At 40.1% G+C, this 23,176-nt stretch carries 17 protein-coding genes; 7 read left to right on the top strand and 10 right to left on the bottom strand.

From position 1 onward, the window contains the following. Positions 1–14 precede the first annotated feature (14 nt). Both IFO69_RS00695 and IFO69_RS00690 read left to right on the top strand, forming a co-directional pair. Positions 15–3,155 (top strand): efflux RND transporter permease subunit, encoded by a 3,141-nt coding sequence (locus tag IFO69_RS00695; protein WP_192007035.1) that lies wholly within the window; start codon positions 15–17, stop codon positions 3,153–3,155. Then, entirely contained in the window at positions 3,152–4,618 is a 1,467-nt protein-coding gene (locus IFO69_RS00690) for a TolC family protein (protein ID WP_225443939.1), read from the top strand. The genes IFO69_RS00695 and IFO69_RS00690 overlap by 4 nt, the downstream gene beginning before the upstream one ends. 199 nt (positions 4,619–4,817) lie before the next feature. On the opposite strand, the gene sppA is transcribed toward IFO69_RS00690, so the two are convergent. Beyond that, complete coding sequence (gene sppA, locus IFO69_RS00685; RefSeq protein ID WP_192007034.1) at positions 4,818–6,575, bottom strand: signal peptide peptidase SppA; 1,758 nt, start codon at positions 6,573–6,575, stop codon at positions 4,818–4,820. Between the two features lie 85 nt (positions 6,576–6,660). Here sppA and folK point away from each other — a divergent pair, with 85 nt between their 5' ends. The 3 genes from folK (at position 6,661) to IFO69_RS00670 (ending at position 9,334) form a co-directional block, all read left to right on the top strand. Continuing rightward, complete coding sequence (gene folK, locus IFO69_RS00680) at positions 6,661–7,143, top strand: 2-amino-4-hydroxy-6-hydroxymethyldihydropteridine diphosphokinase (protein ID WP_192007033.1); 483 nt, start codon at positions 6,661–6,663, stop codon at positions 7,141–7,143. A 140-nt stretch (positions 7,144–7,283) separates the two neighbouring features. Next, a complete protein-coding gene (locus IFO69_RS00675; protein WP_192007032.1) occupies positions 7,284–7,757 on the top strand; it encodes a hypothetical protein in 474 nt (157 codons plus the stop codon). Between the two features lie 185 nt (positions 7,758–7,942). Then, positions 7,943–9,334: an MATE family efflux transporter gene (locus IFO69_RS00670; RefSeq protein ID WP_192007031.1), complete on the top strand. Its 1,392-nt coding sequence runs from the start codon at positions 7,943–7,945 to the stop codon at positions 9,332–9,334. Positions 9,335–9,516: 182 nt separating this feature from the next. Here the strand turns inward: IFO69_RS00670 and IFO69_RS00665 are convergent, their stop codons facing one another. From IFO69_RS00665 to IFO69_RS00625, 9 genes are all read right to left on the bottom strand, one after another. After that, positions 9,517–10,233 carry a carboxypeptidase-like regulatory domain-containing protein gene (locus tag IFO69_RS00665; RefSeq protein ID WP_192007030.1) on the bottom strand — a complete coding sequence of 239 codons (717 nt, stop codon included), beginning with the start codon at positions 10,231–10,233 and terminating at the stop codon, positions 9,517–9,519. A 124-nt stretch (positions 10,234–10,357) separates the two neighbouring features. Continuing rightward, positions 10,358–11,593, bottom strand: a complete 1,236-nt coding sequence (locus tag IFO69_RS00660; RefSeq protein ID WP_192007029.1) for a DcaP family trimeric outer membrane transporter — start codon at positions 11,591–11,593, stop codon at positions 10,358–10,360. A gap of 322 nt (positions 11,594–11,915) precedes the next feature. Beyond that, positions 11,916–12,251: a HopJ type III effector protein gene (locus tag IFO69_RS00655; protein WP_192007028.1), complete on the bottom strand. Its 336-nt coding sequence runs from the start codon at positions 12,249–12,251 to the stop codon at positions 11,916–11,918. A 153-nt stretch (positions 12,252–12,404) separates the two neighbouring features. Further along, on the bottom strand, positions 12,405–13,235 hold the full coding sequence (locus tag IFO69_RS00650; RefSeq protein WP_192007027.1) for an alpha/beta fold hydrolase: 831 nt from the start codon (positions 13,233–13,235) through the stop codon (positions 12,405–12,407). Between the two features lie 153 nt (positions 13,236–13,388). After that, entirely contained in the window at positions 13,389–14,057 is a 669-nt protein-coding gene (locus IFO69_RS00645) for a GIN domain-containing protein (protein ID WP_192007026.1), read from the bottom strand. Between the two features lie 136 nt (positions 14,058–14,193). Continuing rightward, positions 14,194–15,483 carry an adenosylmethionine--8-amino-7-oxononanoate transaminase gene (bioA, locus tag IFO69_RS00640; protein WP_192007025.1) on the bottom strand — a complete coding sequence of 430 codons (1,290 nt, stop codon included), beginning with the start codon at positions 15,481–15,483 and terminating at the stop codon, positions 14,194–14,196. A gap of 330 nt (positions 15,484–15,813) precedes the next feature. Then, on the bottom strand, positions 15,814–16,689 hold the full coding sequence (gene fabD, locus IFO69_RS00635) for an ACP S-malonyltransferase (RefSeq protein WP_192007024.1): 876 nt from the start codon (positions 16,687–16,689) through the stop codon (positions 15,814–15,816). A gap of 248 nt (positions 16,690–16,937) precedes the next feature. Continuing rightward, positions 16,938–17,366, bottom strand: a complete 429-nt coding sequence (locus IFO69_RS00630; protein ID WP_192007023.1) for a thiol-disulfide oxidoreductase DCC family protein — start codon at positions 17,364–17,366, stop codon at positions 16,938–16,940. Then, positions 17,363–20,149, bottom strand: coding sequence for a gliding motility-associated C-terminal domain-containing protein (locus IFO69_RS00625; RefSeq protein WP_192007022.1), 2,787 nt, complete (start codon positions 20,147–20,149; stop codon positions 17,363–17,365). The genes IFO69_RS00630 and IFO69_RS00625 overlap by 4 nt, the downstream gene beginning before the upstream one ends. 371 nt (positions 20,150–20,520) lie before the next feature. Between IFO69_RS00625 and IFO69_RS00620 the strand changes: the two genes are divergently transcribed. Both IFO69_RS00620 and IFO69_RS00615 read left to right on the top strand, forming a co-directional pair. Then, positions 20,521–21,207 carry a succinate dehydrogenase cytochrome b subunit gene (locus IFO69_RS00620; protein WP_192007021.1) on the top strand — a complete coding sequence of 229 codons (687 nt, stop codon included), beginning with the start codon at positions 20,521–20,523 and terminating at the stop codon, positions 21,205–21,207. A 12-nt stretch (positions 21,208–21,219) separates the two neighbouring features. Next, the gene (locus tag IFO69_RS00615; RefSeq protein ID WP_192007020.1) at positions 21,220–23,154 is read left to right on the top strand and encodes a fumarate reductase/succinate dehydrogenase flavoprotein subunit; all 1,935 of its coding nucleotides are present in this window, start codon (positions 21,220–21,222) and stop codon (positions 23,152–23,154) included. Positions 23,155–23,176: the final 22 nt, after the last annotated feature.

The following is a 23,176-nucleotide window of genomic DNA, read 5'->3' as shown; positions in this document are numbered from 1 at the left end:
TATTATAGTACAGTATGTTTGAAATATTTATCAAACGGCCAATTCTATCTACCGTTATTTCGGTGATTATTACTTTGGTCGGGTTATTATCATTGACTTCATTGCCTGTAACACAGTTTCCTGAGATTGTACCACCCTCAGTAACCGTTACAGCCCAATATACAGGTGCCAATGCTGAGGTATTGGCAAAAGCCGTAGCTACCCCCTTGGAAAGAGCCATCAATGGCGTTCCGGGAATGACCTATATGAACTCCGTAAACACCAATGATGGGGTTACGGTGATTACCGTGGTTTTCAAAGTAGGTACCGACCCTGACCAAGCTGCAGTAAACGTGCAAAACAGGGTGTCTACAGTAATTGATGAGTTGCCTGAGGAGGTAATCCGTGCAGGGGTGATGACAGAAAAGGAAGTAAACAGCATGTTGCTTTACTTGAACCTGATGAGTTCTGATACCACCCAAGATGAAAAGTTTGTTTACAACTTTGCAGATATCAATGTTCTTCGGGAATTGAAACGTATTGATGGGGTTGGTTTTGCGGAAATCATGGGAGCACGGGATTATGCCATGCGAATTTGGCTCAATCCTGACCGAATGGTTGCATATGATATTTCGCCACAGGATATTACAGAGGCCATTCGTAACCAAAACGTAGAAGCTGCTCCAGGTAAGTCAGGGATCAGCTCGGATAAGGATCCGCAAATGCTGCAATATGTGCTCCGCTATACAGGTAAGTTCAGTCAGGAAGAGGATTATGAGAATATTACCATTAAGGCTTTGCCCGACGGTTCCTTACTAAAAATCAAAGATGTAGCAGAGGTAGAGTTTGATTCTGAAGATTATAACATGGTTTCCATCACTGATGGAAGTCCTTCTGCTTCTATTATGATCAAGCAACGCCCAGGTTCTAATGCAAGGGACGTGATCAATGCCATCAAAGCAAAGATGACAGAATTGCAAGAAACCTCTTTTCCTCCGGGAATGAGTTTTAATGTTTCTTATGATGTTTCAAGGTTTCTGGATGCATCCATTGCAGGGGTAATAAAAACCTTGGTTGAGGCATTCTTGTTGGTGTCCATAGTGGTGTTTATTTTCCTTCAAGACTTTAGGTCTACTTTAATTCCAGCCATTGCGGTGCCAGTTTCATTGGTGGGGACTTTCTTCTTCATGGATTTATTTGGGTTCTCTATTAATCTACTTACCCTATTTGCATTGGTACTGGCAATTGGTATTGTGGTGGATAATGCGATTGTAGTGGTTGAAGCTGTCCATGTGAAAATGCATGACGAAAAGATGAATGCCAAAGATGCCACCATAGCTGCGATGAGAGAAATAGGTGGAGCTATTATCGCCATCACAATGGTTATGTCAGCAGTGTTTATTCCTGTCGGTTTTATGTCAGGGCCTGTAGGGATTTTCTATCGACAGTTCTCTTTGACTTTGGCAATTGCCATTGTGATTTCAGGTGTAAATGCCCTCACCCTTTCTCCTGCTTTGTGTAGTATTTTGTTAAAGCCGAATCATCATGAAGAAGGTAAACCGAAAAATCTAATACAGAAATTCTTCGATGGTTTTAACAGAAAGTATGAGCAACTTTCAGGTAAATATGCTTGGGTATTAAAGGGAATAGTGGGCCGTAAGGCGGTTACTTTTGGTGCCTTAGGATTGTTTATCATTGCAACTTTCGGAGTCAGCAGTATCCTTCCTACTGGTTTCATCCCTACTGAGGATCAAGGGATGATCTATGTCAATGTGACTACTCCTCCTGGTGCTACAGTTGAGCGGACCAAGGTGATTTTGGATGATGTTCAAGCAGCCTTATTGCCTTTGGATGAAGTGGAAACAGTCTCTACTTTGGCGGGGTACAGTTTGCTGACTGAGACTGCTGGTGCATCTTATGGAATGGGGATGATTAACCTGGTTTCTTGGGAAAACAGGGATAAGAGTGTTGCGCAACTCATTGAGGATTACCAAAGCCGTGTGAGTCATATCACAGGGGCAGAAATTCAATTTTTCCCTCCTCCAAGTGTGCCTGGTTTTGGTAATGCAAGTGGTTTTGAAATGAGACTCTTGGATAAAACCGGTGGGCCTTTGGACATAACGGCCAGCACCACTCAGAACTTTGTGGAGGCATTGAATGAAAAACCAGAGTTGAATGGGGTGTTTACCAATTTTGATCCAAACTTCCCGCAATATATTCTACATGTAGATCATGATAAGGCTTCTCAATTGGGAGTGTCGGTAGATGATGCCATGCAAACTTTGCAGAGCTTCATTGGAAGTTTTTATGCTTCCAATTTTATCCGATATGGCCAGATGTACAAGGTGATGATTCAAGCAGCTCCACAATATCGAACAAACCCCGAATCATTACTAAAAATGTACGCGAAAAGCAGTCGGGGAGATATGGTTCCTTATTCCAACTTTGTTTCACTGGAAAGGGTGTATGGACCGGAGCAGCTTACGCGTTACAACATGTACACTTCTGCGATGATCAATGGTGAAGCAGCAGAAGGCTACAGTAGTGGTGATGCCATTCAGGCTGTAGAAGCAGCTGCTTTGGAGTTTTTACCTAGAGGGTATGACATTGATTGGTCGGGTATCACCAGAGAGCAAATTGCCTCGGGGAACCAGGCTTTATACATTTTTGCCATTTGTTTGGTGTTTGTCTATTTGCTTTTGGCTGCTCAGTATGAAAGTTACCTTTTACCATTGCCGGTGATCCTTTCCTTGCCAGCAGGGGTGTTTGGAGCCTTTTTGCTTTTGAAGCTAACTGGTTTGGAGAACAATATTTATGCACAGGTTTCTCTGGTAATGTTGATTGGTCTATTGGGTAAAAATGCCATTTTGATCATTGAAATTGCGATCCAAAACCGGGCAAAAGGTTTTGGTGTGATTCAATCTGCCATCAATGGGGGAGTGGAAAGGCTAAGGCCGATTTTGATGACCTCATTTGCTTTTGTGTGCGGATTGATTCCATTGACCATTGCTTCTGGAGCGGGTGCTATTGGTAATAGAACCATTGGTACAGCAGCAGCTGGAGGGATGTTGATTGGTACGATAGTGGGGATATTCCTGATTCCTGGCTTGTATGTGGTTTTTGAATCATTGGCGACACATTTTAAGAACAAATCAAAAGTAGCAGCAGAAGTATGATGAACAGAAGAAATATAGTAGGTGGAGCTCTGATCGTTCTTATGGCTTGGTCCTGTAAGACGGGAGAAATCACCCAAGATCAAAATTTAAAAATTCCAACTGACTATGGTGTGGAAAAGGATTCTGTCGAAACGATGGCGGCAGAAAACTGGAGCATGTTTTTCGAAGATGAAAAATTAAAAGGATTAATAAGCACCGCTCTTGAGAACAATCAGGATATTCTGAAAACAATGGAAAGAATCCAAATTGCCAATGCTCAAATGATCAAGGGCAAACAAGGAATGCTTCCTGAGCTTAATCTCATAGCTGGTGCCAGTCAGCGGAAATTTGGTGATTACACCATGGACGGTGTGGGTAATTATGATACCAATTTCTCCGATAATTTAACCGAAGACCAAAAAATTCCTTCACCCTACAAGAATTTTATATTGGGGGGAGAGTTTTCTTGGGAACTAGATATTTGGGGTAAATTTAATAACCGCAAAAAGGCGAGTGTGGCACGTTGGTTGGCCAGTCAGCAAGCGGCGAACATGGCCAAGACCCAGCTCATAGCCAATGTGGCTAAATTCTACTACAACATGGTGGGATTGGATGAGGAAATACTAATTCTAAAAAAGAATATTTCCTATCAGGAAATAGCCTTTAATCTTTCCAAAGACTTAAAGGAATCTGGAAAGGAAACGCAACTGGCTGTGGACCAATTTGAAGCCCAACTGCTCAACTCCAAATCACTTTTGATTCAAAAGGAGAGAGAATTGAGGTCCGTAGAGATTTCCTTGATGGGATTGTTGGGAAGTTATGAAGATGGCCTAAACCGTACTACACTTTCCCAAGTGGATTTTGTCCCGGAAATCATACAGATTGGCGTACCAGCTGATTTGCTTCAAAGAAGGCCGGATATTCGTCAAGCAGAGATGGCCTTGGAGGCCAGTAAAGCAGATGTAAAAGTGGCTAAAGCTGCTTTTTTCCCTTCTTTGAGGCTCTTCGGTACAGCTGGCTTCAATGCATTTGAATTTAGCAAACTATTTCTAAGTCCTGCTTCCACCTTTTATGAGGCAGGAGCAGGTTTGGTGGCCCCCATCTTTAACCGTAGTCAGATTAAAGCAACCTATAACCAGGCCAAATCATCTCAGAAAATCGCCTTTTTGGATTATGAGCAAACGGTTTTAAATGCCTATTTAGAGGTACTTGATATGGTAAATGTTTATTCCACATTGGATGAGCAATTGGACCTCAAAACTGATGAGGTATTGGTACAGCGAAGATCTATCTCCAATGCAAACACTATGTTTTCTGTGGGGTATGCCAACTACTTGGATGTGATCAATTCACAAAATAGAGCCTTGGAGGCAGAATTGGATTATGTGGCTTTAAAGACCCAAAAATTACAAAGTATTGTTGATCTATATCGTGCTTTGGGAGGTTCTATGAGCCAACCTGAGCAACAAGACGAGACTTCATGATCAGATAATGATATTAATAACTCCTAAAAAAGCTACCTAAGTAGCTTTTTTAGGGTATAATGATAAATAAGAGAAGCATTTGGTTTGAAGCTCTTGATAGATGTTTAATTAATGATATGGTATTTATTTTCTGCCATCAATAACAAAGGCTGTCCATAATACGGACAGCCTTTGTTATGACTTAACTTATTAAAGGGAGTTATTTGATAATGATATCATATGGCATTCTGGCCATATTCCCTTTTAGCTTTTTCACCTTTTCAATTTGCTGATATAATTGATAAGTTTCTCCGAAGCGGTAATTCATATACTTGGCTTCAATATCACTCCCAAACTCAGTCATAAGTTGTTCAAGAATATTTTTTTGCTTAGGGAAGTACAGAACACGGTAATTGTCTTCCAAATTGGCTTTTTCAGCGGCGATAGCAATGGCATCATCAAGGCCACCAAGCACATCTACCAAGCCATGGTTTTTTGCTTGCATTCCACTCCAAACTCTTCCAGAAGCTACTTCTAATACTGCTTCCTTGCTCATGTCCCTTCCATCTGCGACTCTTTGAATAAAAGTGTCATAACCATCTTCAATTTGAGTTTGGATAATGTTTTTCTCCACTTCGGTCAATTCCCTTGTAGGATTCATGAAGTCGGAAAGTTCACCTGTTTTGGCTACGTCGGTGGTGATACCGAGTTTATTGTTAAGTAGCCCTTTTGCATTGAACCACATGCCAAAAATACCGATTGACCCGGTAATGGTATTAGGCTGTGCTACGATGGTGTCAGCGGGAGCTGAGATATAGTAGCCTCCAGAAGCTGCTACTGCCGACATGGAAGCGATTACAGGCTTTACTTTTCTTGCTTCATTCATTTCCCTCCAAATAACTTCAGAGGCCAATACAGAACCTCCAGGGGAATTTACTCGAAGCACAATGGCCTTAATGTCATCATCCATTCTTGCTTGTTTGATTTCTTTGGCGAAAATTTCTGAACTGATGACTCCATCTGCTTCCCCACTAACAATTTCACCTTCGGCAATGATGACCGCAATGCGGTCGCCGGCTGTTAGGTTTTTTGTTTTTGCGGTCTTGTTGATGTTGGTGACATTGACCGTAGAAATCTCTGAATTCTCTTCCAAACCTAATTTTTCTCTTAGTAAGTCCTTCACTTGATCATCATACCAAATTCCGTCGACCAAGCCTAAATCAACCGCATCCTGAGGTTTCCGTACCAACATTTGATCGTTGATTTGCTTGAGTTTTGTGAGGTCTAAAGATCTACTTTTGGCAATGGACTGAACGGCATAGTTGTTAAGATCTCCAAGAAAAGCCTCTGTTTGTAGACGGTTGGCTTCACTCATTTTGTCCAGAATGAAAGGTTCTACAGCACTTTTGTATTCCCCCACCCTGAATATTACTGGTTCAATTTCCAGTTTTTCCAACATTCCTTTGAAGAACAAGGCCTCTGAAGAAAGTCCATTGAACTCCAGTCCGCCCATTGGGTTGAGGTAAATTTCACTGGCTGCAGAAGAAAGGAAATAACCTCCTTCACTGAATAATTCAGAGTAGGCCACCACGAATTTTCCCGAACTTTTGAAATCTTCAAGTTCGTTTCTTAGCTCAGTCAAAGCCGCAGGGTTTGCCATTACGGTTCCTGCCTGAAGATAAATACCTTTGATATTATCGTTGTCTTTGGCTGTCCTGATAGCTTTTTTCAAATTGGTCAAACCAATTTTATAAGCAGAAGGGATGGGGCCGAAAGAAGAAAGGTTCAAATTGTCTTCGGAAGTTCTTTCCACCAACATGATGTTTTCCAGATTGATGTGTAGAACAGTATTGTCTTTGATAGTGACTTTTTCTTCCGCAGTAGAAAGGGTGATCAGTCCGGCAAAGAAAAAGAAGCTGATGATGGAAAAGATCATCAAGCCCACGATTACTGCCAAAACGTTACTTAAAAATTTCATGCTCAATTATATTTTGTAAAGTCCGAAAATAATTCTTTTTTCTTACTTTCTGTTAGTTTTACGGTTGAAATTACCATAGTTAATAATGGAGCAAGTAGTATTATTGATAGGAGGGAATATAGGCAACCGATTAGAGTTGATAGCCCAAGCGGAAGCTTTGTTGGGCGAGGAGTTCAAGGTTACGGGCAAATCATCCATCTATGAAACAGAAGCTTGGGGTGGAAGCTCTGAGGGTAATTATTTGAACAGGGCTTTGGTTTTGGAAGTGAATAGAGAGGCAGAGGAACTTCTGGATATCACTCAGGGCATTGAGGATAGGCTTGGGCGTACACGAGTGAAGAAGTGGGGAGATCGGACAATGGACATAGATATTATTTATTTCGGAGAGAAAATTGTCGATACAGATCGACTGAAAGTGCCTCATCCATTTTTAGCAGAAAGGAGATTTGTTCTTGAACCACTGGCTGAAGTTCTTCCTGACTTCATTCATCCAATTTTTGGAAAAAACAATATTGAGCTTTTGAGGCTTTGCAAAGATGAAAGCAAAGTGGAGAAGCTGAAACCATAATATGGTAAGTTGATAATATTTTGAAATACAAAATTAGGTTATTGGTTTACATAATTAATTAAACGTATATAAACAGATCTATTTTTAATCTCTTTTTCTATATTTTTGATTTTATGTATAATTAATTGATTTTTATTTCTATGAAAAAGTCTCTTCTTTATTTAAGTTTGCTTAGTTTTTTGCTAATATTCTCTTGTAATAATGGTGATGATGAAGATGATGAGCCTGCCATTACCGGGAGTGGGACTATAAGTTTGCAAGGTGGCGATACCGATAAGGTAGGCACTAGTTTGGTGGTTGGGAATGTTGCCTATGGTAGGGATGATTTGACAGGGTTGGAAGAATCCATCATCGTCGTTGATAAGGGAAGTACGATTACCGATACCGTTCATCCCAAAGATCCGATGAATACTTTTGTGATGGTGGTCAGCGATATTGCCATTTCAATGAGTATTATCAAAAACGGTACTAAATATGACTATACCTGCGCCATGGATGCATGTGGTGAAATTGATTTTGATGTGTCAGGTAAAAAGGCAGTGCTCGATAATACTATTGTGGTCAATGCTGAAACCAGTGAAGTACTGGTTATGGATGGTGTAATCACATGGTAATTGAAAGTAATTCATTTTATTAATATTAGATTAATTAGCTGATTTTTTTGTGATTTATCTCCATATTTTCCAAATTTGGAGCATTATGAAGTCGTAGTTTTTATAATCGGATATTTTAGCGCCTCATAGAGGACTTTAAGTCTGCTCTTTCAAGAGTGGTATTTTTAGTTATTTACCGAATTTATATGACTTTAGTAAAAATCATCAAACATTTCAGAAAAGCCGTTAGTGGGACAGAAGAGGACTATACGGTAGGGAGTATTCGCAAAGCTATCTTTTATCTATCCATTCCAATGATTTTGGAAATGCTGATGGAGTCTCTCTTTGCGGTGGTTGATATCTTCTTTGTAGGGAAGCTTGGAGTGCAGGCAGTGGCTACTGTGGGATTGACGGAATCCGTATTGACCATAGTATATTCTGTGGCCATTGGTTTAAGTATGGCCGCCACAGCCGTAGTAGCTAGAAGAATAGGAGAAAAAAAGAAAAAAGCGGCATCGGAAGCAGCCTTTCAGGCAATTTGCATCTGTGCTGTCTTGGCAATTTCCGTAGGATTATTGGGACTAATTTTTGCCAAGGATTTATTGACCATCATGGGAGGGGAGCCAGATTTGGTCAATTCTGGTTACAGGTACACCCAAGTGATTTTTGCAGGGAATATCAGCGTGATGCTTTTATTCCTGATCAATGGTGTTTTTCGGGGTGCGGGGAATGCAGTAATTGCTATGAGAACACTTTGGCTGGCCAATGGGATTAATATTGTATTGGATCCATTATTGATCTTTGGGATAGGCTTTATGCCAGAATTGGGATTGGAAGGTGCTGCATGGGCCACGACCATTGGAAGGTCAATAGGAGTACTCTATCAGTTTTCAGTGCTTTTGAGGGGGAAGTCTATTATCAGTTTTCACTGGGAAGTTTTGCGATTTAAGTGGAAAACTGTCAAAAATATTTTAAAGATAGCAATAGGGGGAATGGGGCAGTTTCTGATTGAATCGGCCAGCTGGATCATATTGATGAGAATTGTCTCAGTAAGTGGGAGTATAGCTTTAGCTGGATTTACCATTGCTATTAGGCTGATTATTTTTGCTTTGCTACCTGCAATGGGTTTTTCCAATGCAGCAGCCACCTTGGTGGGACAAAACTTAGGAGCTGGTCAGCCAGATCGTGCAGAACATTCAGCTTGGAAAGCGGCCCATTATACCGCTGTTTTCTTAGGAGTGTGTGGAGCCGTTTTCTTTTTGGGAGGAGAAACCGTTATCGGTTGGTTCAATGATAATCCTGAGGTAGTGGCTGTAGGAGGAAATGGTTTGGGGATTATCTGTTTAGGTTACGTTTTCTTTGCCTACGGCATGGTGATGAGCCAATCCTTAAATGGAGCGGGAGATACGAAAACACCAACTATTATTAATATTTGTGTTTTGTGGTTGTTTCAGTTACCACTGGCCTATGTGCTGTCAACATATTTTGGCTTAGGAGCGAATGGTGTTTTTATAGCTATTGCAGTTGGCCACTCCGTGCATGCCTTGGTCAGTGGATGGATATTCAATAAGGGTAAATGGAAATCGGTGCAGGTTTAAAGGTATTAATAGTAAAGATAGTTTTATAAGCCGATTACTTGAAGTGTCTTTAGACTCCAATACCATTTGCTTAACTGGTTTGAAGCTGGAAGTCAGATGACTAAAGTGAAATTATATTCATATGTAGCTTCTATTCTTTTCTACTTGAATTCTATTTTGGGAAAATAGTTATTGTATTTATTTTACCATTTTTTCCAAAATTGCCACCATTTCCTTTTTGAAATGATGCATATTTCCCCCAGTAAAGCTTCTTCCAAAGGGAAAATACCTATATTCCATTTTGATGAAAGTTTATTTCTATCGACTTCTACAACCTTCTTTTCATAACCAATAAACATTACATCTAGGATAAATTTCTCCTGTATAAATTCTTCAGGGATTTTAATAAAAAATTCACCTTCTAGATCAGTGGAAGTTTGGATATCTGTTTCTCTGATAGAAATTGTTACCAAAGGGAGGACTTCATTTGTTTCAATATCGATTACTCGTCCTTTTATGATGTTGTCAAGACTATCTTTGCTGTAATTGTTTTTAACGGGTTTTTTCAATTCGAAAAAATCACTGAAGGATGAAATGTTCTCTTTATGAGCAATAGTGATGTCTTCGGCTAGCAAGTTTTCTGAATTGATTATGCTAATAAATAATTTACTAAAGCTAGAAGATCTTGTGTCCTTTTGAGGCTCAATTGACCGATTAAGTTGTTGCTTTTTAAAACGGCCACATAATTCAGCAGAGTTATTTTTTAAGATTTTGGTGATTTCATCATCCTTTAAATTTGAAAAATCGATTACTGCTTTTGAACATTCTTGACAAAATTTTCCTTGACTGTGATTTTTCATGGATGCCCACTCTTGCTCGCATGGCTGATTTATAGATATCCTGTAGTTTTTTTTACTCATTGTAGAATGCTCTTAACTGACACTATTTAATTAAAATTATAAATAAAGTCGGTGACTTTAAGTGGCATTTCAAAAATTACCGTTTTAAGTTATTATTTTGATTTTATCATTGAGGAAATAGCGATTAAAAATCATAATAAAAAAGCAGGTTGAACCTCACGGCATTGCCTTTGACATGATTATGGTCTACGCGCCTGCCGTAAATGATTTCGGCGCCCAGTTTGGCACCTTCAATAAAATCCCAGAAAGTATTTGCCCTCCATGTCGTTCCTCTTCTAAATGCATTGTCCGGGTTGAATTCAAATTCTTCCGTTTGAACAATAGAATATATAACATTAGAAGAAAGGCCTTCATACCATAAGTATTCATACCCTAGGTAACCGCCCCATGAGAAAGGAACATGAGGGTTTTCGTCCTGATCAAGAATGACGTCAAGACCGTTATCGTTGAGGTCTTTTAAAAAGCTGGAGATGGCTTGCCCCCCTGCAATTTGGATGTGCCATTTACTGTTGGAAGTAATATTTCCATAAGAAGAGGAAGCTAACCCCCAGCCCGGCCGAACTATAAGCTTGTTGGAGTCAGTCCTAGCAGAAAGCATAGGGATGATCCCAGAGACTTGTAGATAGCCCCATTGAAAGTTTTTATCTGCTTTTCCAGTGATGTTGGGGATTAACTGGAAGGTTTGAATGGTCAAGGAATCAGGTATCGATAAGTCAGGGATCAAATACTCCAATCCAAGAGAAATATTCATGCCATGTATAGGTTTGGGCAAACTGTATCGTAATTGTGGGGTTCGGGACCGAACTGAACCACTAGGGCCAGAGAAGTCGGCCGTTGCAGGCAATGCTGCCACTTGGGAAAACAAGCTCCAAGTTTGTCCAACCAAAAAGTTTTTGTATTGCCCATAAGCATGACGAATCCTAAAGCCATTGACTCCGGCAAAATCTGTTTCAATTCTAGCGAAAAGGTTGCCGGCACTGGTTTTTCGTGTGACTTCAAAACCCATCCTAGTTTGATCTAGCCCATTGTAGTAGTTTGGAAGTGGGTCATTATTGACTCCTGTGGGAATATCATATGTCCTAAAGAAGTTTTTGTTAGAGAAGTTCATTTCATCAAAGACGATCAGCATTCTAATAGATCCTATGATGCGCATTTCCATTTGTTTGTCAGGTGAAAGAATGAAAATCCCACGGTTTTGGGCAATGTCCAAAGGTGCATCTTCCACTTTTGAAGTAGTGTCTTTTCGAAGGGTATCGGCAGGGCTAATATTTTGCAGATTGACAGCGACTTGTTCATCTTGCGCAAGTACGGCATTTGTGCCTAACAAGCAAATAATAAAAATCCATAAGACGATGCGCATAATTCAATCAATTAAACAATTCAATAAGCTTAAATAAAATCAATCTAACTTATAGTTATGGGAATGCTTCTTGAAAATAGCAATAAAAATAGGTGCTTGGTAAAAAATCTCTTCAAATTGAGGTTAATATGTTGATTTTTAGTTCACCTACAGTTGTTCTATTTTAGAATAACTGACAAATATCTGGTGTGAAAATGAGCTTGTTGTCTAAAAAATAAGATTCATTTCAAGTTTTACTAATAGCACTGAATTGGCTAAAAGTTGGTGAGCTGTCTCGAAAGGATTTAGTAGAAATTCGGAACTTCCGAGACAGTTCAGTGAATTATTTCAATTTTAATGCTTGTTGATCAAAGTGAATTCCTTTCCAATCCGTTTGCATGAAATTGCGAATATTTTGATGTCCTGATCCATTTGGGTCTTGAAGGACATCAATTCTATAAAAATCTCCAAAAAGATGAAGGGTTTGCTCTTTGTTTAAGTTCTGGATTTTAGCGAAGCTGAAGATTTTGCACGAACCATTGTTTTGTCCAGCTTCATTTACGGTATCACCATTGGTAAACCGTGTAGGAGAAAAAAGGTAATGCTCATCAATGTGGGCAATGGTTTCCTGAAAAGTAACTGCTTCAGGTGATTTCTGGATTTTTTCAATCAGCGTCATGTTGTCTATAAATTTTGAGGCAAAAATAGGAATAATGTTTTTTCTGCACAGCTCATTTTAAGAAGATTTAGCCTGATTCTATTTAGGTTGAAACAGAAAAGTCCTTTGCCAGTGCACTGGCAAAGGACTTTAAGAACAGTGATTGTTATCAGACTATTTTTTCAAGAATTCTAACAAGAGCTTATCCAACTCCTTACGATGGGTAAGGTTCAGACCATGTGGGGCATTTGGAATGACATGATACTCATTATCTGCAATGCCTTTAGCGGCCTGATCGGCAGAAGTCTTGATGGGTACGATGTTATCAGCGTCGCCATGAACAATCAACGTAGGTACAGTGACATTTTTGAGCTCTGCTCTAAAATCTGTTCCAGCCCAAGCTTCTGCAGCTTTAATGGTGGCAATAGGAGAAGCATGTGAAGCAATAGAAAAATCATATTCTAAATTGGCCTCAGACATCCGTCCCTTGTTTTCTTGATAATTATAGAAGTTCTTATGAAAGTCTTTCAAGAAACCAACTCGATTGTTTTTCAATGCTTCCATAATACTATTTAGAACCTCTGATGGCACTCCATCAGGATTATCCTCTTTTTGAGCCACCAAAGGGATGATTGAAGCAATAAGTGCCGCTTTGGAAATTCGCTCAGTACCATAATCTGTTAGGTAACGAACAACTTCTCCTCCGCCCATGCTGAAGCCAACAATGGTTACCTTATGGAGATCTAGCTGTTGGATGATTGCATTTAAATCACTGGCCAAGGATGAATAGTCGTAACCATCAAGAGGATGGGAAGATAACCCAAAGCCTCTTCTGTCATAGCTGATCACGCGATAACCAGCTTCCAATAGTGTTTGTACTTGGCCTTCCCATGCCTGATGGCTAAGCGGCCATCCATGAATCAAAATGACTGGTTGGCCCTTTCCATAATCTTGATAATATATATCAATAGGTTGATTTCCTTCTTCATTCGTTAAAAATGGCATTGCAATTTGATTTATGTTCAAAGATTGGTTTGCCATTATTAACGAATTCAGAAAGGGCTTTGTTTGACTTGACCCTAGGTGATTTACAAGAATTTCATCAATCCGTTATTGATGAGGGTGAAATCACCATATGGGTGTTTTTGAGTGCAAATTTTAGCGATTGACTGACTTAAGCTCTAAAGACCCATTTACATCTTGAGAGATGGAAGGTTGGCCGATATAGTTCACTTCTGCTTTTCCATTTACATCGATATCCAAAACCTCACTACAAGCTATATCAAACTCTCCAGATCCATTTACATCAATATAGGTGGTTTTGCTCAGGAGGTTGAAATTGGATACTTCCATTTTTCCTTCGACAATGAATGTTTGATGATCTACCGAACCTTCCAGTTCAACCTCTGACTTACCATACGAGATAATGGTAAGCTCATTGAAATCAATGGTGCCTTCACAAGTGATTTCGCTATTGCCATCAATTTGGATTTCTACCAAGTCAGGCGCAGCAACAACCACTGTTACTGGTTTAGTATTATTAAGACAATTGATTTTTCTTTCAAAACCTACTTGCAATTCATCATTCTTCACTCGGTATTCCATCACATCCATTAATGCTTGTTCGGCCAGGATTGTAACCGAAGGGGTAGTAGATTGGATGATTTTTAAATCAATTGGTCCGGTCAATTCTACCTTGTCGAATTCTTCTAAATTGGTTAGTTCATACTCACGGATGACTCCATCACCTTTGATGCATAAACGATTCTCATGACAAGAGAATAGAAAAACTGAAACTATAATTGAGAAAACGATATTGAATTTCATACTTTCTTGATTTTAATAAATTTTACGTTGCTGTAAAATATTGACACCAAGTTGGAAGGATACCCTGAGTGGAGTATTGAAAAAAAATCAATTTATTTTCTCTATCGATCTTTGACAGTCAAAGTCATAGTTGGTTTTATGAGGAAATATAGGCGCGAATTCCATCACACATGGCATTGGTAAGTTGATTTAACTCTTCTTGTGAAATCACGAAAGGAGGCATGGTATAGATCAATTTACCAAAAGGCCTAAGCCAAATACCTCTATCCAATAATTCTTTTTGAATCAAAGCCATATCTACATTATTCTTCATTTCTACCACCCCGATTGCACCAAGCACCCTTACTTCTTTCACAGCGTCTAATTCTTCCAGTTGTGGTAAAGTTTCTTTAAGGTGCTTTTCGATTCTTTTAATATCGTCTTGCCACTGTTTCCCCAGCAATAATTTGATACTGGCAATGGCCGTAGCGCAGGCCAGTGGATTGCCCATGAAAGTCGGGCCATGCATAAAAACTCCTGGTGAGCCTGAGGAAATGGTCATGGCTACATCGGCAGAACAAAATGTGGCGGCAAAGGATAAATACCCTCCTGTCAAAGCTTTTCCGACGCACATGATATCAGGCGTGATTTGGGCATACTCACAGGCAAATAGCTTTCCTGTCCGGCCAAATCCCGTTGCTATTTCATCGGCAATCAAAAGGATGTTATACTTTTTACAAAGGTGCTTGATTGCTTTTAAATATTCTGGATGGTAAAAGCGCATTCCTCCTGCCCCCTGAACAATGGGCTCAAGAATAAAGGCAGCAATTTCGTCTTGATGGACCTTGAGGGATTTTTCTACTTCATCTATTTCCCCCCTTAAAAGTGGTCCGTCAAATTTGGATTGGGGTGCGGGAAGGAAGATTTGTGGAGAAAGTCGGTTATTAAAAATACTGTGCATTCCGGTGACAGGATCACAGACGGACATGTCATGCCAAGTGTCTCCGTGATAACCGTTTCGCACAGTAATAAAACGGTTTTTACTGTTTTGTCCTTTAGAATACCAGTATTGCAAGGCCATCTTCATGGAAACTTCCACAGCAACAGAACCTGAATCACTGTAAAAAACATGCTCTAGTCCTTTTGGTACAATTTGTAAAAGTAACTTTGTCAATTCAGCCGCAGGCTGGTGAGTAATGCCACCAAACATCACATGAGCCATTTTATCCAGCTGGTTTTGAATGGCTTTGTTCAATTCAGGTACGTTATAGCCATGAATGGTTGACCACCAGCTTGACATACCATCTATGACTTTGGAGCCATCTTCCAATTCCAGAAAAACGCCTCTGGCGCTTTTGACCACAAGATTGTCTGTTTCTCTTGAGGCAGAAGTATAGGGGTGCCAGATATGTTTATTGTCGATAGATAGGATCTCTTGCTGGGTCATATAGTGTGTTACTTATTATTGCGTTTTTCCTCAACTTTTTCTGTGATCCATATAATCAGTTTGACCAATTTATCAAAGCCAATTACCAGGATCAAGGTAGCGAGAAAAAGGATGAAACCGAGGCCTTTGTAATCTGTTATTGATAGTAAATGAATCAGGAAAAAAGTAGAAAAGTGAATCATGGTTACTTTAATGGCATATACTTTCCTATTGTAATAAAGTGAAAGTAGAAGGGGGATTAAAAATCCCCCATAAAATAAATTCTTAATTACAAATCAAGAGCGGCTGATTTCAGTCTAAAGTATTTTGTCTGATATCTTTAGTCTTAAACTATAGTCCAGAGACCTCTGCTTCTCGGTGGATTTTCTTAACCAAACCTTGAAGTACTTTTCCCGGTCCACATTCCACAAAGTCTAAGGCACCATCGGCCACCATGTTTTGTACAGATTGGGTCCATTTTACAGGAGCTGTCAGCTGTGCAATAAGGTTGTTTTTGATGGTTTCAATATCTGTTTCACCTTTGGTGCTTACGTTTTGGTAAACAGGACAAACAGGTTTGTTGAAGTTGGTGGAAGCAATCGCTTTTTCTAACTTTTCCCTTGCAGGTTCCATTAGAGGAGAATGAAAAGCACCTCCTACAGGTAAAGGCAGAGCTCTTTTGGCACCCGCTTCTTTTGCTTTTTCACAAGCAATCTCGATCCCTTTATTGGAACCGGAGATCACCAATTGGCCTGGGCAGTTATAGTTGGCCGCTACAACTACTTCCTCGCCAATACTGGCACAAATCTCTTCGACTTTCTCATCTTCTAGACCAAGAATGGCAGCCATGGTGGAAGGGTTGATTTCACAAGCTTCCTGCATGGCCAAAGCTCTTTGATAAACCAGTTTTAGTCCATCTTCAAATGATAAAGCGCCAGTAGCAACCAAGGCAGAAAGTTCTCCCAAAGAGTGACCCGCAGCCATGTCTGGATTAAAATCTGCAGTGGTTTTAGCCAGAATAACAGAGTGAAGGAATACAGCAGGCTGGGTTACTTTGGTTTGTTTTAGCTCTTCCGCAGTACCATTGAACATGATTTCGCTGATTTTGAAACCTAAAATCTCATCAGCCTGATCAAATAGCCTTTTGGCTTCATCATTGGTTTCATACAATTCTTTGCCCATTCCCGGAAATTGGGCCCCTTGACCGGGGAAAACATAAGCTTTCATTTGAATATTTTTTTGTTAAAGTCTCATCAATCAGCATTCTTTTTATCCATTTATTATGGAAACTAGTAAAAAGAAGCTTTGATGTAATTTCTTTCTTAAAGCCCACTTTCTAGTGAAATATGGAAACTCAAAATTTCAATTCGTTAATTGTGGGCACAAATATACCAAAAAATAAAGCAATAAGGATAATGAAGTAAAATTGAAATTTTGACAGATGATACCAAAAGAATTTACTTTTTTGTTTAATTCTATTTAAAGTCTTCTTTGGAAAGGAATTTTATTTTATCCTCTTCAGTAGGAAAGCGACAGGTTTCTCTTTTGCCAAACCATTTGTAGCGGTTACGGGCAACCCAATTATAAATGGGGTCTCTAAGAAAAGGAGGGAGGATGATAAAAGCATAAAAAAGGGGCCATAGCCCCTCTAATTTTTTTGCGATTTCCAAAGCAGCCCGGCTTTTATAGAAAACCTTTTCATCTCGAAGCAAAACTAACGAATCGAGGTAATCTTCATTTATTTCTTTACCCTTTAATAATTCTTTGCTAAGGTCGTCTTGAAGTGAAGCTAACTTGAAGCTGTTTTTTCTATCGCGCTGGATGATGAAGTCTACCGCTTGGTTACACAAGTTGCAGACTCCATCAAACAATACAATATCAAAATCGTGCTTTAGCTTACTCATTTTATGATTTGAATGTGACCTTTGAGCTCTTCACTGCTGATGCTTTCATTATTGGTGTTGTATAATACAGAACCGGAATAGAAATACGTTCCCGCTGGTAAGTCATTTCCATTTTGGTCCTTACCATCCCAACGAATATAGAAGTCGTTTTCGTTTGAAGTGGCACTATTATATTCAAATACCAAAGCGCCCCAGCGATTATAGATTTTGATTTCCACGGCTTCTACAAATCGAGGACATCTAGGGAATGGATTGTCAAATGCCTGGAAGGTATCGTTAACTCCATCTCCATTAGGAGTAAATGCATTCGGTAATTCGTAGTTTGGACAGTTATCGATACATACAATATTACTGGGTTCACTTTCATTTCCGGATCGATCCACCGCTGTAATGTAGTAGCACCCTTTTAGCTCAAGTAAGCCAGTAATTCTTGTGTCAGTTTCTAAAGCACTTACCGTTGCCACTTGTTCGAAACTGCCCTCAGCACCAGTTTCTGAGAAATAAATCCTATAGCTACCTAGCTCATCGTCGCAATCACCTGTAAAGTTCGGCTCCCAGCTTAAGTCATGGTAGAAGTTGTCGAAATTACAAGGTTTATCAGCAAGAAACTCTTCGCAGTTTGGCCCATCATAAGTCAGCACAGGAGGGCAAGGAAGCCTATTGTCGTCGGGCCTTGCACAGATAATTTGAGATTTGTTTTCTAAAGGATAAGTCAATAAATCCACATTATAAGCTCCTTTGGTAATAACATAGTAGCAATATTCTGTATCTCTACTCAGTGGGAGTCCATTGTGGCTGCCATCATCCAAGAAGGTAAAACCACTTGTGGTGACATCAACTTCTGCTATCAACTCGAATGTATCTGCATCGCTTGCATCTGGATCTGTCCTATTTCGGTAAACCTCATGGATATATTGTGCGATACGGTTGTTCCATGGCACGTTAAACTCCCAATTAAGCTCAATAGCTTCATTGATAATAGTTGGCTGTAACCATACAGATGAGGCCATGCTGGATGTGTCAATCCTGATTCCGCCATCCAAAAGGACTACTTCATAATTGTATACAAGACTCTCTGTATTCAATCCCGTATCGGTAAACAAAGTATCACTGGTTGTGGTGACAGTGGTGGCATTTTCATTTCCTGTAAAGCCCTCTGAGCGGATTAACTGATATTGATATGGGCCAGGGAACTGTTGGGTATCGATGTCATATGGAGGTGTCCACTTGATGAACATTTCACCATTGCTAGGGTCTGTTTCTTCCACACTTACATTGGTAATGATAGGCACATCAACATCAATGGTGATACAGAACTCTTCTGAAACAATACTTTCCCCACCTCTTGGTTGAGGATAAGAGGCAACCAATCTATAACAGTAGGTGTTGCCAGGGGAAAGACCTTCTCCTCCATTATTATCAAGGAAGTTGAAGGTGTTCATGTCCGTGGTTCCTATGAGCTCGTAGCCATCCCTGATACCCGTTTCACAAGAATCAGGTTCGTAAGGATTGCTGTTGACACTTCTCCAAATTTGGATGCTCTCTGCACTGTTCCCACAAGAGTAAGGATCCCAGGTGATATCCGCAGTTCTGCCGGGCATTTGTTCTACTGTTTGTATGACTGGAGGAGGTCCTACTACCTTAATGTTCCAGGTCTTGATATCCACCAAAGCCGGACCAGATTCAGGGTCATCCGTAATTCGTAACCTTACTTGGTATTCTCTTGCTCTTACGTGGTTACATACGGTTTGCCAGTCGAAATTAACAATGCCTGGGGATGATTGGTAAGTAGCAACTGGGTCATAGCTGGCTGGTGAGGAAGAAATTTCGATTGGGTCTCCGAAAACTTCAATCTTAATATCATCTCCATCTGGGTCACTACCTTGGATGATCTCTTCAATGTTAGTTCCTGCAACTACGCATATGTCTGGCGGCACCAGAAGCACAGGCCTTTGATTGTCGGAGTTTTCGATAATGATCTGCATGTCCCTGACCACATAGCCTATTTTCTGATATTCCCCATTGATTTTTCGCCATTCTTCAATATGAAAGGCAACATTATACTGACCCGCGATGCCTGGAGCGTCCCAGACTAAATCTCCAGTTACGGGATCCATAGAAATAAATGGATTCGGAGAACCATCTTCTCTATTAAAGCTGAATTCACTTGAAGCAGGGCTTCTATAGTTGTTAACAGGCCTTTGGTAGTCTTGAAGAGGAACTACATCATCAAACCGGTAGGCGATGCTGTCTCCATCAGGGTCGTATGCCCCTGGATTGTGAATATACCGTGTGTTGATCTGGCCATTGTCAACGGGCGGGATGGTCAGTACTGGTGAATTGTTGACGCCAATAAATGGGTCTATGGTTATCATAGTTTCGATGTAGAAAGGGGTTTCCACAGAGTTGTCCATGTTTAGGGTTAAGTCGTTCCTGTTGTATTCTAAAAAGCGAATGGTGTATTGTCCCGGTCCTTGGTAAGTATGGGTAATGACAAAAACGTTCTTTTCAATTTGGTTCCCCAAAGACTCTACTGTGCTAAAATCACTTTCTGTATTCAGGTTTTCTACCACCCTACCGTCGCCAAACTCGATTTGTCCTGGCCCAAAAACTACTGACGAGCGTGTGTCAGTATAGCCTACTACAGTAATTCGGTAAGTTAGTGACTGTACCGATATTCTTTCTGCGATGATTTCGCCTGCTCGGATGTGTGTGGCCAATGTCTCTTGAAGTCCTAGAAAGAAAAGGCACAGGGATAACAAGAGAAAAGCTTTACATTTCATATATCTCATAAGTTTTTACCACTTTCATCCAGATCAACCAAACTTTCTGGATGAATTACTTAAAAATTTTCAGTATTTATACTTAATATTTAGCTAAGTAAGTTAGCTAGGTTTTTACTCAATTATTAAATATATACGAATTAAAGTTAAGGAAGTGTACCATATTATTGAAATACAACTGAAAATTTAAGTGATATGCGATCAAAAAGTTTTAAAAATAGCCAAAAAGCCCTTTTCTGGTATTATTTAGAACGCTTTAAAATAAGACCAATACGTAGGGATAGATTGTTTGATAAATTTTCGGCATGTAAATTTGTTGACCAAATCGATAATTTAAAAAAACGATCTACACAAAATAAAGAGAAAAATTTATGAGTTGGGTAACCAAAACCTTTAGTAGCACTTTGGGACGAAAGTTGCTAATGGCCCTGACAGGGTTATTCCTGATCCTGTTTTTGATAGGACACGTCTCGGGAAATATGCTTTTATTCAAAGATGATGGTGGACAGGCATTTAATGAATATGCCAAGTTTATGACCACCAATCCAGCAGTAAAAATCCTTTCTTATCTAACTTACATTTCCATTATTGGACACGTGATTTTTGCGATCATGTTATCAGTAAGAAACAAAAAAGCAAGACCAGTAAATTATGCTGAGGCGAAATCAGGCACTAATAGCAGTTGGAATTCAAGAAATATGGGTATTCTGGGTACTATTGTGCTAATCTTTATTGTGGTTCACCTTCAAAACTTTTGGGCACAAATGCATTGGGGAGCAATTCCAACAGTAACCTATGAAAGTGGTGAGTATAAAGACCTTTATGCAGTGGTCAACTTGGCCTTTTCTAACATTGGTTTGGTAGCGCTCTATGTAGTGGCTATGGCTTTCTTAGCATTTCACTTGAACCACGGTTTTGCCAGTGCATTCCAGACTTTGGGACTTAATCACAAGAAGTACACCCCAGCGATCCAGTTTATCGGAAGTGCATTTTCTATCATTGTTCCGGCGATGTTTGCTTCCATGCCCATCTTCATTTATTTCTCATCCTTGAATTAATACCAAGCCGATATGATACTTGATTCCAAAATACCAGCAGGTTCATTAGCTGAAAAGTGGACAAAACATAAATTCAACATGAAGTTGGTCAATCCGGCCAACAAGAGAAAGTACGACGTGATTGTGGTAGGGACTGGCTTGGCTGGTGCTTCAGCAGCTGCATCATTGGCAGAGCTAGGTTATAATGTGAAGGCTTTTTGCTTCCAAGATAGTCCAAGAAGAGCCCACTCTATTGCAGCACAAGGAGGTATCAATGCTGCCAAAAACTATCAAAATGATGGTGACTCTGTTTACAGGTTATTTTATGATACCATCAAAGGTGGTGATTACCGTTCCAGAGAAGCCAATGTTCATAGACTAGCAGAAGTTTCTGTTAATATTATCGACCAATGTGTGGCACAAGGTGTTCCTTTTGCCCGTGAGTATGGTGGGTTACTTGCCAACCGTTCATTTGGTGGTGCTCAGGTATCCCGAACCTTCTACGCTAGGGGCCAAACTGGACAGCAGTTGCTTTTGGGTGCTTATTCAGCCTTGAGCCGTCAGGTAGCAAATGGTAAAGTAAAGCTTTATCCTAGAACAGAAATGATGGATGTGGTAACCATCGATGGAAAAGCAAGAGGTATTGTTACCAGAAACCTAATCACAGGAGCTATTGAATCTCACAGTGCACATGCCGTGTTGCTTTGTACTGGTGGATATGGTAACGTATTCTTCCTTTCTACCAACGCTATGGGATCAAATGTGACTGCGGCTTGGAGAGCACACAAAAAGGGAGCTTATTTTGCTAACCCATGTTACACCCAGATTCACCCAACCTGTATCCCTGTTTCAGGAGATCACCAGTCTAAGTTGACTTTGATGTCAGAATCATTAAGGAACGATGGTAGGGTATGGGTGCCTAAAACGAAAGAGTTGGCTGAGAAACTTCGTAAGAGGGAGATCATGCCTAAAGATATTAAGGACGAGGACAGAGATTACTATTTGGAAAGAAGGTATCCTTCTTTCGGTAACTTGGTTCCTCGTGATGTGGCTTCTAGAAATGCCAAATATGTTTGTGATGAAGGTAGAGGAGTAAACGAAACCGGTGAAGCGGTATTCTTGGATTTCCGTGATGCAATCATTAGGGATGGAGAGGATACGATCAGTGCGAAATATGGTAACCTGTTTGATATGTATCAGCAGATCACTGGCGAGAACCCTTATAAGACGCCAATGAAGATTTATCCGGCTGTTCACTACACTATGGGAGGACTTTGGGTAGATTACCATTTGATGACTACTGTACCTGGTCTTTATGCCCTAGGAGAAGCCAACTTCTCTGACCATGGTGCCAACAGATTGGGAGCTTCGGCTTTGATGCAAGGTTTGGCGGATGGTTACTTTGTGATTCCTTATACTATTGGAGATTATTTGGCAGGCATGCCATATGAGAAAGTCGGCACGGACCATGAGGCTTTCAAGCAGTCAGAAAAAGAAATCAAAGATAAAATCAAGAAACTACTTTCCATCAACGGTAAGAAGACCATCGATGATTTCCATAAGCGATTAGGTAAAATCATGTGGGAGTACTGTGGTATGGCCAGAACTGCTGAAGGTCTTCAGAAGGCCATTGGTATGATTCAGGATCTGAAAAAGGAATTTTGGGCTGATGTCAAAGTTTTGGGAACTGAAGATGAGCTGAACTTATCTTTGGAGAAGGCACACAGAGTGGCGGACTTCATTGAGTTGGGAGAGCTTATGGTAAGGGATGCACTGCACAGGAATGAGTCTTGTGGTGGTCACTTCCGCGAAGAGTATCAAACCGAAGAAGGTGAAGCTCTTCGTGATGATGAGAATTTTGCTTATGTGGGTGCTTGGAAACACATGGGAGACGATGTGGAGGAAGAGCTGAACAAAGAACCGCTTGTGTTCGAAAACGTGAAGTTGACCCAGAGAAGTTACAAGTAATCATTTGACAACCAAAAATTCA

Source organism: Echinicola arenosa, assembly GCF_014841125.1.
Lineage (GTDB): Bacteria > Bacteroidota > Bacteroidia > Cytophagales > Cyclobacteriaceae > Echinicola > Echinicola arenosa.
This window is presented reverse-complemented; position numbering and strand designations above follow the sequence as displayed.

What these genes read in the sequence shown, in the direction of transcription:
- IFO69_RS00695 (WP_192007035.1), top strand. Translation starts at nt 15, where the DNA reads ATGTTTGAAATATTTATCAAACGGCCAATTCTATCTACCGTTATTTCG.
- IFO69_RS00690 (WP_225443939.1), top strand. Translation starts at nt 3,152, where the DNA reads ATGATGAACAGAAGAAATATAGTAGGTGGAGCTCTGATCGTTCTTATG.
- sppA (WP_192007034.1), bottom strand. Translation starts at nt 6,575, where the DNA reads ATGAAATTTTTAAGTAACGTTTTGGCAGTAATCGTGGGCTTGATGATC.
- folK (WP_192007033.1), top strand. Translation starts at nt 6,661, where the DNA reads ATGGAGCAAGTAGTATTATTGATAGGAGGGAATATAGGCAACCGATTA.
- IFO69_RS00675 (WP_192007032.1), top strand. Translation starts at nt 7,284, where the DNA reads ATGAAAAAGTCTCTTCTTTATTTAAGTTTGCTTAGTTTTTTGCTAATA.
- IFO69_RS00670 (WP_192007031.1), top strand. Translation starts at nt 7,943, where the DNA reads ATGACTTTAGTAAAAATCATCAAACATTTCAGAAAAGCCGTTAGTGGG.
- IFO69_RS00665 (WP_192007030.1), bottom strand. Translation starts at nt 10,233, where the DNA reads ATGAGTAAAAAAAACTACAGGATATCTATAAATCAGCCATGCGAGCAA.
- IFO69_RS00660 (WP_192007029.1), bottom strand. Translation starts at nt 11,593, where the DNA reads ATGCGCATCGTCTTATGGATTTTTATTATTTGCTTGTTAGGCACAAAT.
- IFO69_RS00655 (WP_192007028.1), bottom strand. Translation starts at nt 12,251, where the DNA reads ATGACGCTGATTGAAAAAATCCAGAAATCACCTGAAGCAGTTACTTTT.
- IFO69_RS00650 (WP_192007027.1), bottom strand. Translation starts at nt 13,235, where the DNA reads ATGCCATTTTTAACGAATGAAGAAGGAAATCAACCTATTGATATATAT.
- IFO69_RS00645 (WP_192007026.1), bottom strand. Translation starts at nt 14,057, where the DNA reads ATGAAATTCAATATCGTTTTCTCAATTATAGTTTCAGTTTTTCTATTC.
- bioA (WP_192007025.1), bottom strand. Translation starts at nt 15,483, where the DNA reads ATGACCCAGCAAGAGATCCTATCTATCGACAATAAACATATCTGGCAC.
- fabD (WP_192007024.1), bottom strand. Translation starts at nt 16,689, where the DNA reads ATGAAAGCTTATGTTTTCCCCGGTCAAGGGGCCCAATTTCCGGGAATG.
- IFO69_RS00630 (WP_192007023.1), bottom strand. Translation starts at nt 17,366, where the DNA reads ATGAGTAAGCTAAAGCACGATTTTGATATTGTATTGTTTGATGGAGTC.
- IFO69_RS00625 (WP_192007022.1), bottom strand. Translation starts at nt 20,149, where the DNA reads ATGAAATGTAAAGCTTTTCTCTTGTTATCCCTGTGCCTTTTCTTTCTA.
- IFO69_RS00620 (WP_192007021.1), top strand. Translation starts at nt 20,521, where the DNA reads ATGAGTTGGGTAACCAAAACCTTTAGTAGCACTTTGGGACGAAAGTTG.
- IFO69_RS00615 (WP_192007020.1), top strand. Translation starts at nt 21,220, where the DNA reads ATGATACTTGATTCCAAAATACCAGCAGGTTCATTAGCTGAAAAGTGG.